Origin of the sequence: Microcoleus sp. ARI1-B5, assembly GCF_036705795.1 — a bacterium.
In the GTDB taxonomy this organism is placed as follows: domain Bacteria; phylum Cyanobacteriota; class Cyanobacteriia; order Cyanobacteriales; family Microcoleaceae; genus Microcoleus.
Genome location: NZ_JAUBVK010000057.1, coordinates 3,877 through 13,707, shown reverse-complemented (window position 1 = coordinate 13,707; position 9,831 = coordinate 3,877). Strand labels below are relative to the sequence as shown.

9 protein-coding genes are annotated in these 9,831 nt (G+C 44.8%); 1 reads left to right on the top strand and 8 read right to left on the bottom strand.

Features of this window, described 5'->3' with window-relative positions; translation table 11 throughout:
• From QUB63_RS34485 to QUB63_RS34450, 8 genes are all read right to left on the bottom strand, one after another.
• On the bottom strand, nucleotides 1-1,287 hold a 1,287-nt coding region (locus tag QUB63_RS34485; protein ID WP_332949890.1), incomplete at its 3' end, for a hypothetical protein.
• A 36-nt stretch (nucleotides 1,288-1,323) separates the two neighbouring features.
• The gene (locus QUB63_RS34480; protein ID WP_332949889.1) at nucleotides 1,324-1,836 is read right to left on the bottom strand and encodes a phage tail protein; all 513 of its coding nucleotides are present in this window, start codon (nucleotides 1,834-1,836) and stop codon (nucleotides 1,324-1,326) included.
• Nucleotides 1,836-1,994 (bottom strand): hypothetical protein, encoded by a 159-nt coding sequence (locus tag QUB63_RS34475; RefSeq protein WP_332949888.1) that lies wholly within the window; start codon nucleotides 1,992-1,994, stop codon nucleotides 1,836-1,838. The genes QUB63_RS34480 and QUB63_RS34475 overlap by 1 nt, the downstream gene beginning before the upstream one ends.
• Before the next feature lie 3 nt (nucleotides 1,995-1,997).
• Nucleotides 1,998-4,424 (bottom strand): substrate-binding domain-containing protein, encoded by a 2,427-nt coding sequence (locus tag QUB63_RS34470; RefSeq protein ID WP_332949887.1) that lies wholly within the window; start codon nucleotides 4,422-4,424, stop codon nucleotides 1,998-2,000.
• Nucleotides 4,425-4,783: 359 nt separating this feature from the next.
• Complete coding sequence (locus tag QUB63_RS34465) at nucleotides 4,784-5,113, bottom strand: hypothetical protein (protein ID WP_332949885.1); 330 nt, start codon at nucleotides 5,111-5,113, stop codon at nucleotides 4,784-4,786.
• A gap of 16 nt (nucleotides 5,114-5,129) precedes the next feature.
• Nucleotides 5,130-5,621: a phage tail protein gene (locus tag QUB63_RS34460; protein ID WP_332949884.1), complete on the bottom strand. Its 492-nt coding sequence runs from the start codon at nucleotides 5,619-5,621 to the stop codon at nucleotides 5,130-5,132.
• Between the two features lie 111 nt (nucleotides 5,622-5,732).
• On the bottom strand, nucleotides 5,733-6,203 hold the full coding sequence (locus tag QUB63_RS34455) for a phage tail protein (protein ID WP_332949882.1): 471 nt from the start codon (nucleotides 6,201-6,203) through the stop codon (nucleotides 5,733-5,735).
• 132 nt (nucleotides 6,204-6,335) lie between these two features.
• Nucleotides 6,336-8,000 carry a phage tail sheath family protein gene (locus QUB63_RS34450; protein WP_332949881.1) on the bottom strand — a complete coding sequence of 555 codons (1,665 nt, stop codon included), beginning with the start codon at nucleotides 7,998-8,000 and terminating at the stop codon, nucleotides 6,336-6,338.
• A 775-nt stretch (nucleotides 8,001-8,775) separates the two neighbouring features.
• Here QUB63_RS34450 and QUB63_RS34445 point away from each other — a divergent pair.
• Nucleotides 8,776-9,831 (top strand): DUF4255 domain-containing protein (locus tag QUB63_RS34445; RefSeq protein ID WP_332949880.1); only part of this gene is annotated, 1,056 nt, incomplete at its 3' end.

Sequence of the window (9,831 nt, the reverse complement as noted above, 5' to 3'; positions counted from 1 at the left end):
TGGTTCGATCGCCTCCAATTCTCCCTCTGTTTGGGGAGTTAAACTTTCTGTTTCTTCTCCGATTAATTCTGGCTGTATTGTTCCTGTTTCTGGAGATAATTCTGGACAGGTTTTAGCTTGGATTAAGTTGGGCGAAGTAGGTGCGACCGCCTCCCCTTCTCTCTCTGTTTGGGGAGTTAAACTTTCTGTTTCTTCTCCGATTAATTCTAGCTGTATTGTTCCTGTTTCTTGAGATAATTCGGGAGAGTTTTTAGATTGGATTAAGTTGGGCGAAGTAGGTGCGACCGCCCCCTCTTCTCCATCAGTTTTAGCAGTTAAACCTTCTGTTTGTTCTCCAATTAATTCGGGCTCTAACAATCCAATTTTTTGATATAATTCAGGCTCATATTTAGCTGGGATTAAATTGGGAGAACTTGGTTCGATCGCATCTACCTCTCCCTTATTAGTAGTAGATGAAGCAGGCGATTTTTCTGTATGTAAATTTAGCTTGGCCGAAACCCTTGTTTGCGCTTGTGGTAAAGGTTCAGTTATAAATTGAGAGTTTAACTGATTGTTGAAACCTAGAGAACTAGCGTTAAATCTGCCGATATGAGGTAACTCTAAAGATGCGGAATCAGAGATATTATTGACAGGTGTTGCCGAAATTGTTGGCGATACGTTGTTGGATATATCCACCGTATCCGCTGGCATCGAATTAGAAAAACTCGATGTTTCTCCAGAATTAGCAACTCGATTTTCATAACTAGATGTACTTGGCCTTTGTGTAAATTGAGGCAAGTCTGATAAACTCGAAATATCACAAGCAGATTCTTCAACTAAAGGCTTAGAAAATCCTAACGGTTTAAGTTGAGCGATGTTATTAGTCGCAGCGCTAGCATTATTCAATGCTGCGGGATTTGGAGGTAAAGGCTCTTTTTCGGATCGATAATTTGTAATAGATTCCCCGACAAACTCTTGTGGGGTAGTTGTCTCGCCTGCGTTTGAGTTAAAATTGGTTCGAGTTATAATAGGTAATTGGCCATCAGAAAACTGAGGAATTTCTCCAGCAAAATTTCCCCCATCTTCTCCTACTTGCATCCCCGCATCTAATTGCCAGTTGCCAATTTCCCAATCTTCATTTACCTCCTGTAATGGCTGAATCACAGAATTAGCCAATGGCTGCAAGCTTTGTCCTAGTGGAGTGAAAGACTGACATAAAGGTGATAGCGTTCGCAGGGGTTTAAAGTTATGTCCCAGAGAAGTGGGTCTAATTAAAGAATCTTTCAAACCTAGAGGCTTTAAAGTCATAATAATTGCCTAAGAGCGAATTTGTTCAGCCATTTGCTATAAAAAATAACCCGATGGATGGCGTCCGGGGCGGAGTTTTATCGCACCTCCTCCTTCTGCTTTTACTATTTTCAATCCTTCATAAGCTAGGGTCAATTCTTCGATCGCCACCGTGTTAGAGTTGGCTTGGAGTGATGGCGCTTTCCAACCGATTGGAACGGCTGCTACTAACGTCCAGCATTGCATGGTTTCCCCTGCTTGGTTGAAGAGCAAAATATTCACATTGCGCCGTTCTTTTTTGCTGCCGCTTAAGGTATTAGTTACCCAATCCCAAAAAACAAAATCATCGGTAATACCGCGTTTTAGAGTGACATCTGAGAACTCAGCTTGACCTAAAATAATCCGCTGTTGGTCGTTGACACCACCTTCAAAATAAGTTTCTTTTTTGATTTTGACTCCCAATCCCGAACACTCGCTAAACGAAGCCGTAATATTACTTTCCATTTCCACGTAAAAGCGATTTGCAGTTACGTAGTTCAGTTCGTGCGTGACTTGACCGTTTTTAGACATCAGATTGTCCTCCTGTAGTTTCCAGCGCGATCGCGCGTATTTCTCAACTCTTCCAGCATCAATTCATAAACTATATCGCTCAATTTTCGCAGCAATATTGGATCTAAAATAACTTTATCAATTAACACAGCCATTTCATCTTGTTTCCTTGCATTCATCCTTTAATTCCTCTTAGCTAAAGTTCGCAGTGGCACAAGTCCTGCTTCGCTCAGCAAACGTTGTCCCTCATCTGTTTTTAGCAGTTCTACAAATTTTTTCCCTGCCATCGATCGCGCCTCATCTTTAGGATAAACTACTACCAAACGGTAGATGAACGGATACCTACCAGACTTGAATGCTTCAACATCAGGCCAATAACTCCCTTTATCATTGCATAAATCGGTCGTCGGTTCGATCGGTTTTACTTGGTTGTCAATCTGTTGAACTAACGGCTGAACTTCTTGACCTTTTTCTCCTACAGCCAAGGGATAAACCGCGCATTGGTTAAACACGCGACTGAGCAAACCAAAACCAACTCCCACCCTTTGCTCCTGCTCGAAATCTTTGAGTATTTCTCCTAAAATATAACTTTCATCTATTGGTTTGTCATTGATTGGCGGTCGCGCATCTCCCATCATTTTTTTAGGCAAATTTGTAAACTCTTGAGGTGGATCTCCTTGAAACACTAAATCTTCAACAAGTTTAACAGCCTGAAGATTATCAAAAGGCATATAAAGTTTGATGTTGCGATCGATCCCTTCGGGAGGTGACCAATCGGTGAGTTTTTCTGTTTTGTAAATTTCTCGTAATTGGTCGAGCGTAATTTTGCCGTTCAAGGCATTCGGAATGCTCTGGTGTCTTTTGTTATCGCTGAAAGCTACAAATACTACCAATCCATCATAAGCAACTTCAACCTGCTCCATGTCATCGGGTAAGTCTTCGATATAAGTAGTCAGGGCAAAGTTTGCTCTCCTCAATCTCATCGCTTTTATTAGGTTGGCGTCTGAAATATTGAGCCTATAATTTTCTAATCTCGGATCGCGAATTTTTAACTCTTCAGCAAGCGTTTTATTATAAGAAACCAAACTAACTGTATTGAGGATATAACTCCAAATTCCCTCATCCTCGGTGATGTACGCAAACTCTCCAGTTGGAACTCCCTCGATTTTTAAAAGACAGCAGGGTTCGGAAGAATTAAAAACAGGCATTTTAATTTGAGGCGAAACTTGAATAAATCTGACAATAATTTGCCACAACAAGCTCGCCAGTAAACTTAAGAGAAGAATTGTTAAGAGCAGCGGAACAACCGAAGTTTTACGGCTATTTTCTGTAGCTTCATCTGGTTCTGTTACCTCATGAACTGGCGCTTCAACTTCGATCGGCATCGGCGCTAAAAGTGCTTGCTTTGCTTCAAAAGCTGTTTTAAATGGCTGGTCAATTCCTAACAGACGGCGGATGAATTTCTTTAGTCTAACATCTTTAAATTCCGGCGACCAATCTTGTTCGACTTTGGGGTTAAGCGGTTGAGCGGTATCGGGGTCTATTGTTTTTCCCGACAACAAGTAAAAACTTACATATCCCAGATCGATTAAATCTTGTTTGGGCGAGCGATCGCTAATTTTAGCAGTGGGTGGTTTAAACAAATCTTCCCAGAGGGCTAAATCGGCTGCGTAGATAAAAAATTGCGGTCGATCTAAGGCAGAGGGCTGACTTTTAATCTCAATTAAAAGGCTATCAAGACTGAGATTGCCGTGGGGCAAACCTTGCTCGAATTCGTCATCAAAAGTTCGTAGCCTGTAATTGTGGAGAAACCAAAGTGTTTGCAGCACTTGAGACAAAACTTCGCGCACCTGCTGGGAATTCATAGCACCCTTTTCCCGCAGATACTCTCTTAAAGTTAAGCTATTCTCAATCGGTGGCTCGAAAATTAGGTAGCAGCGTTTTTCATTGCTAGGCGCGATCGCATCCCAAAAACCAATTAAGCGAAAATCTTGCCCTCCTCCATTCTTGAGGTTCAAACTCGCTAGCTTTTCAAACTTTTGTTTTCGCTCTTCTGCTTCTTTTTGATTAAAATCTCCGTCGGGTAACAGATATTCTTTTATCAGAATTGGCTTGTTATTCACAACCATAACTCCTCGATACAGCCGCACCCTTCCTCCATCTTCTAAAAATCCTTCAACTCGATATCTGCCGCGACGCCCTCCGATAATTTCTCGATCGTTTGGCAAAATAGGTATAGTTTCTGCACTGCGAGATCTTTTTCCGGCTAACCGATTTACCGCTGCGATCGTTACTGCATTCGCTATTTCGCTTAAACTACCATTTGCTACTTTCACTTGGGATGTTCTAGCATGAGATTCCGATCGGCTCTCTTGCGGGATAGGCATACTGCCTGCATTTGAGTTTCTTCCTTGGAGATGTCCGTTAGAGCCACTGACAGAATTGTCCCGCGTTTCAGTCTTTTTACCAATAGGAATTTCAGCTTTTTCATATTCTTCTTGAGCGCGGCGCATCGCTATCCGAGACAGGTTTTGGAATGGATAGCGAATAAAGTTTGCTACTTCCCTAAAGTTACTTCCAACAGAATTTACTAAATCGGCGAGTCTCACTGCATTCCTCTCTGATTGTATATAACTAATACGCAGAACTTATAATAACTTAAACCCAAGCGAGCGAATTAATAATTGATAGCTGGTAACTGATATTGTGTCCGCTCGATCGAACGCGATCGGTAAGGTTTGTAGTGAGGACTTCAGTCCTTTCTCAGAAGCGGACTCCCTTCCGCACTACAAACTGAATTAATAATTGATAACTGGTAACTGATATTTTGTCCGCTCGATCGACCGCCATCGGTAAGGTTTGTAGTGAGGATTTCAGTCCTTTCTAAGAAGCGGACTCCCTTCCGCACTACAAACTGTTTTATTGCGAGCAATCGATCGAACAATATCTAACTGGTAATTGCTAATTGTTAATTAGAAGGTTTTTTAGGTTCTTTTGACTCTACATCCTCTTCCAACTCATTAATGCGGCGGTAAAATTGGTACAAATAATTTAAGTCGCAAGCAAAAAGATCCTCAATTACCGCTGGAGTTACTTCTTCTAACGCACCCAATCTAGTTATCACCCTCGATAAAATAATCACCGTAGAATAGGCAGGATTAGACTTAACGCGGGGGTCGCGCAATGGCAAAATTTCATCGATCGCTTTTGCCAAACGCATCACACCTTTGCGGTGTAAATTTCCCTCTGCATCTAAGAACCCCTTGGGCAAAGTAAATTCAAACTCGGTTTGAAACATCTTGAGACATTACGGCTTATTGTTGCCGAGCAAACATTTCTACAGCAATTTCCATTTCTTCAATTTCCAAATCCCCACCAGCAGAACTTAAATCGGCAGCAATATAACTCACAGGCCAAGCTCCTAGAAACTGAAATATTGCCTGTGCTTGGCCTGCTTGGTCGTAAATAGTTAAAGAACCATCTCGACGTTGTTTAGCCCAATTTCCCTCTTGAACTGCTTCAAACCACTTCCACAAAGTTGTAGATTTAGTCATGCCGCGACGCAGGGTTATATTGTTAGTTTTAACATTCCCAGGAACCTTGGTGCGAACAACCTGACCCATTTTCGCCGCACCCCAACGCTGGGGCGTAACCTCGCAAACTTCGATCGCATCTTGAGTGCGTTTAAACCCTTTGCAATCCAGAAAATAAGCATCAACTGGTTCTTGGCTGCCCTCTAGTTTTAATTCGATATAAAACCGACAATTTGTGAGGATTTCGGGAAAATCGTTAATCAGGTTTGCCATTTTATCTCCGGGCTAATTTCAGATTGTCGATCGATCGCAGTTTGCAGTGAGGACGAAAGTCCTCACTACAAACTAATTTTATTGCGGTCGATCGATCGGACATGATATTACCTACTGCACTCGTTTGATATCTTCGTGGACTAGAGTGATGGTTTCATTAGCCACATCATTGGCACCAGCTTCTAGTTTTGGCCCTTCGTACTTAGTAGGATAAGCATTTTGCAACTCCCAACGCGCTTTCATCTCTCCCGCTTGGTCGTAAACGGTGACGGAAGCCGCTTTCCGATTTGAGGACCAGTCTGACTTGCCGCCAGCATTTTTGTTGCAATCTTCGTACCATTTATAAAGGTCTTTGTTGGTAGTAGCAACAACTTTGACAACAACCGGAGTATATTTGACGCGGGTGGGAGCAGCTTGACGCAAGTTCATCGCGTTTTTACCCGAACCCATTACCTTGTCACCCCCGGCGGCTGGACTTTCAGCACTTAAACCGGAGACTTCCAAAATTTGCTTATCTGTCAAACCGTCAGCTTCAAAATAAAACCTACAACTGACTAATAATTCATCGTTTCCTGCTGCCATAATTCAACTCCTTGTGATTTGGTAACTGACAATAAGTAAGGTTTGTAGTGTGGACTTTAGTCCGCAAGATGGAGCGGACTAAAGTCCACACTACAAACATTTTTGATTGCTGGTAATCGACCCAACATGAGATCACTGGTCGTCCTGGGCGTTCCACTGGCTGATGCGGAAGATGACAAATTCTGCCGGTCGGACCGGGCAAACGCCAACTTCAATATACAACCGACCTAGAATCATCGTTTCAGGGGGGTTGATTTCTTCATCGCACTTGACATAAAACGCTTGTTCGGGGCTGGCACCAAACAATGCACCTTCCCGCCAGAGGCGTTCCAAAAAGTTGCTAACTGTCCGCCGTACCCTCGCCCATAAATCTTGGTCGTTTGGCTCGAATACAACCCATTGAGTGCCTAATTCAATGGATTTATTGATATAGCTCATCAAGCGACGGACGCTGATGTAACGCCATTCGGTTTTTTCCGGTTCTACTAAGGTTCTCGCGCCCCAAATCTTAATGCCTCGATTTGGAAACGTGCGGACGCAATTAATCCCTTTGGGGTTCAATAATTCTTGTTCGCGGAAGTTGCAATCGTAAGATAATCCGATGACGCCGCGCGGAGTTTCGTTCGCCGGTGCTTTGTAGACGCCCCGCGTTTCATCTGTGCGCGACCACACGCCCATCATGTGACCGGAAGGCGGGATTAAAATCGGTTTTCCAGCGTTGCGGGGATTGGGTACTTTAATCCAGGGATAGTAAAGCGCGGCAAACATGGAACGCCGACTAAATTCGTTATCCAACCAATTAGTTACTTGTTGCGGCTTGATGCAGTCATGGGGCGTATCTAAAACCACCATGCGGTTGGGCGGATTGGGTGCGGCGTTTTCGCACAGACTTACCATCAAATCCATCAGTCCGTGCAGTTGGTCGCGATCGATTAAACCTTGTTTGTGCGCCAGCATTAAATCCGGACAGGCGACAATCGTGATTTCGTCAATCTCGAACAGCCCTTGTATGCCAGATCGATCGTCGCGCACCCCTTGCACGTATCCGTACAAGTTTTCCTGCGTCGGTAAAAGAGGGGGAGGGCTGACTTCATATTGACCGTCTAGGGGGCGGCGGGTGAGGGGTAGTCCGCGTTGAGTCAGGTCTAGGACGGTGACGAACTGGGATGCTTCTTGGAGTTTGGTGACAGCATAGTCTCCCACCTCTGGTTGCACGTTCCGATCCATTGTCAGGTTTTCGTGCCTTTCGAGTTCTTGCCCTTCGCGCTTGATGACTACGGTGAAGAATTCAGCGGGGACAGGGGCTGGGGTGTTTGGATCTTCCGGGTACGCTCTCGGCTCGCTAGGCCAAATTTCTACGTTGACTGCGCTGGGATCTGTTTCTTCTTCTCCCTGCTTGAGGATAAATTGCAAAGACTCGCGTTTGGCGGATGTTTTGATCGTCAGCGCGGTTGATTCTGGGCCTGGTTGGGTGGTACTTTCTGCGGGTTTGGGGAGTTGGGTACCGATGCTAACAATCCAACACCTCGCGCCTCCGTTTAAGAACCAACCGTTAACGGCAAAGGGTAAATAGGCACCGAAGTCTGTGAATCCATCGGAGTTTTCTTTAGCAAAGTATTCTAAATATTGATTCCAACTGGTGACTAACATCGGTTTGCCGATTTCCGCGCCATTGCGAATCGCTTCGGTAAAGCCAATAAAGCCACCGATATTCGTTTGTACGCCTTCTATCGGGCGACTGCCTCGATCGATTTCTTCGACGTATACACCAGGAGCAAAGTAATCAAGTCTTGCCATATATCTCTCCTTAGATGGAAAAAGTGACCCGTTGTTGCGTACCGCGTTTGTTTATTATTGCGTACCAGTTATCTCGATCGCTCGTTTCGATCTGGTGACTTGCTCGTTCAAATTTTCATATGTAAATTTCACGAAGTTGCATCGCCCACCACTTCTTGTTAATAACTCGTCGCTGTTAATGGTTAAGTTGACCTTGTTTTTACGATCGCGTTCTCAGTATTTGCTATGTTGAATTTGTGCCATTTTTTAGCTTAGCTAAAATGGCTAATGGATCGATATAGTTTGTAGTTCCATTTCGGAGCGATCGCAGACATCACGCCGCCACCTACTAAGGTTGCAAGCAACGCCATGAAGCACCCAATTGTGTCGGGAACACCGGCGTCCACCGCTTCGGATCTACTACCAGGCACCCTCTATTTCTTGCCAAACTCTTTTTTACCAACCGCTTTAGAACCACTTGGTTGTTTAATTTGACAGAGTTTCTGCCTTCTATATGGCGTGATGGTTAAAATTGACAATTACTATTCCAGTGTCGGTTTGCCTTGCTGGATTGGGTAACTTGCCGCTTTTCCACCACTGCCGCGCGGTTTTGTAGCTGATTTTTAAATGCTTGGCATAATTAGGTAGCTTCACGCCTGTTATTATAGACCATTTTTAGATATTTCCTCTATTAATTAAGTAAAGTTTTGTTATACTACACCCAGCGTAATTTGTGTTTTTCATGAATAAAAATTCGTCAATATTTAAATGCCACATCGATTAACCACGAGAGAAAATGAGTAACTATCTGGCGATCGCCACCGTCACAGCCACGCTGGCAAGGCTTTTGCAATCAGCGATCCAACTCGATGTACCGGGAGCCAAAGTTACCACAGTGCGCCCCGAAGCAAATGGGGGCAAGACACCAGAAGTAGGAGTGAATATTTATCTGTATCAAGCGACACCAAATCCTGCTTGGCGGAATTACGACTTACGCAACCGCCGCCCCAAGGGAGAATTAATCAAACACGCTCAAGCGGGATTAGATTTGTTTTACATCCTGACTTTTTACGGCAATGACATAGAGTTGGAACCCCAACGTTTGCTCGGTAGCGCCGTGCGTACCATTGTTGACAACCCGATATTGACGCCGGAGATGATTCGGGCGACGCTGAATCACTCGAATTTTAGTTATTTGGCAGATTCTACTTTGGAACAGCAAGTCGAGCGGGTGACGATCGTTCCCAGCCAGATGAATACAGAGGAACTGTCGAAAATTTGGTCGGTGTTTTTCCAGACACCCTACGTGCTATCTTTTGCTTGCCAAGGCGGGGCAGTTTTGATTGAAGGCAACAGACAAAGCGGCAGAGCCTTGCCAGTAAGGAGCGTGCAATTTTATACAACGCCCAGCCAGCCGGTAGTTGACCAAGCGATCGCCGAAGCGGGGGCAAATCAACCGATTGTAGCGGATAGTATATTGATGGTTCGGGGCAAGCGATTGAAGGCCGATCGAGCACAGGTGAGAATCGGCGAGGCGAGGGTAACGCCACAAGAGGTGAGCGAAAAAGAGATCCGGTTGACTTTATCCTCGCTACCGGAAGAAGAATTCAAAAGTTTGCGGGCGGGCTTGCAGCAGTTGTGGGTGCTGCATCCAGCCGTGAAACTCACGTCCCCCAAGCCCGATCGAACGGTGGCGTCAGAGTCCGATCGAACAATGGCGTCAGAGTCCGATCGAACGGTAGCGTCAGAGTCCGATCGAACGGCGGCGTCACAGCCCGATCGAACGGTAGCGTCAGAGTCCGATCGAACGGCGGCGTCACAGCCCGATCGAACGGTAGCGTCAGAGTCCGAT